Below are 1,449 nucleotides of genomic sequence, written 5' to 3' on the forward strand. Positions count from 1 at the left end.
TACTACAGTTGCGTATTATTGGCTAAGCTGATTCACTTGGCGTCTGCGGAGGCGGAGGCTGGGTGATGTCTGTGGCGTCATGGTCTGGATCGCTGTTGGCGTGGGAACGGGAACTTGCGGCGCTGAAGGATCGGCTTGGGCTGGCCGTGCGGCGACGCGAGTTGCGGGAGTCGATCGGGCATTATCTCGATGGGCTGCTGTCCGGGCTCGAGCGCAAGACGGGTTGGCTGCTGGCCGAGCGCGCGGGCGAAGCCCGACCGCACCGGCTGCAGGCGGTGCTGGGACGGGGGCGCTGGGACGCGGAGGCGGCCCGTGACCTGGTGCGCGCCTATGCCGTCGAGGCCCTGGCCGACCGCGATACGGTGCTGGTGGTCGACGAGACCGGCTTCATCAAGAAAGGCGAGCACTCCGCTGGCGTGGGGCGGCAATACTCCGGCACGGCGGGGCGGATCGAGAATTGCCAGATCGGCGTGTTCCTGGCCTATGCCAGCCGTTACGGCCAGGCGCTGATCGACCGGCGGCTCTTCCTGCCCGAGGCCTGGGCGGCGGATCGGGCCCGGCGCGCCAAGGCAGGCGTGCCCGAGGAGGTGGCGTTTGCCACCAAACCCGCGATCGCGCGCGACATGATTGCCACCGCGCTTGATGCCAGGCTGCCCTGTGCCTTCGTGCTGGCCGACGCGCTGTACGGATCGGACAAGCGGCTGCGGGTCATGCTGGAGGGGCGCGAGCAGCCCTACGTGCTCGCGGTGCGCGGCAATGAGCGGTTGATGGCCATGGAGGGAAACTGCGCGACCCGCGATGCGGCCGAGATCGCCGCTGCACTGCCCTCATCCGCCTGGCATCGTCATGCGGCTGGCGAGGGCGCAAAGGGACCACGGCTCTATGACTGGGCGCGGGTCCGCCTGCTGCGCCTGCAGGAGCCGCCCTGGGACCACTGGCTGCTGGTCCGGCGCAGCCTGCGGGATGCCTCTGACCAAGCCTACTACGTCGTCTTCGCGCCGATGGAGACCACGCTCGCCGAACTGGCCGGCGTGGCCGGGCTGCGCTGGACCATCGAAACTTGCTTTGGCACCGCCAAGGAGGAACTCGGTCTCGATCATTGCGAGGCACGCTCCTGGGACGGGTGGCACCGCCACATGACGCTGTGCATGGCAGCGCTGGCCTTCCTCGCACGGCTCCGTGCCGAACTGGTCCGCAGCGCAGCCAGCAAACCGAACGAAACGAGTCCAGCCGTCGCCGTGGCCGCCTGAGACCAGGCCCAAGCCGGAAACCGCCAGAACAGCTGCCGCCGCTCTCAGCCCCCGAAATCAAGCACCTGCTCGCCCGCCTCGTGCTCGCCGTCGCCCCCATACGCGAACTGCTGCTCGAGTGGTCCTTCTGGCGGCGGCAGCATCAGGCCGCCGCACGTGTGGCCCACCTCAGATCACGCCGTAAACAGCAACTGTAGTA

At 68.3% G+C, this 1,449-nt stretch carries 1 protein-coding gene; it reads left to right on the plus strand.

Annotation, left to right across the window (positions count from 1 at the left end):
• The first annotated feature begins 65 nt into the window (after positions 1-65).
• Positions 66-1,250, plus strand: coding sequence for an IS701 family transposase (locus tag QMO56_RS26750; protein ID WP_283530686.1), 1,185 nt, complete (start codon positions 66-68; stop codon positions 1,248-1,250).
• Positions 1,251-1,449: the final 199 nt, after the last annotated feature.

It is taken from the genome of Roseomonas sp. E05 (assembly GCF_030063475.1).
Classification (GTDB): domain Bacteria; phylum Pseudomonadota; class Alphaproteobacteria; order Acetobacterales; family Acetobacteraceae; genus Pseudoroseomonas.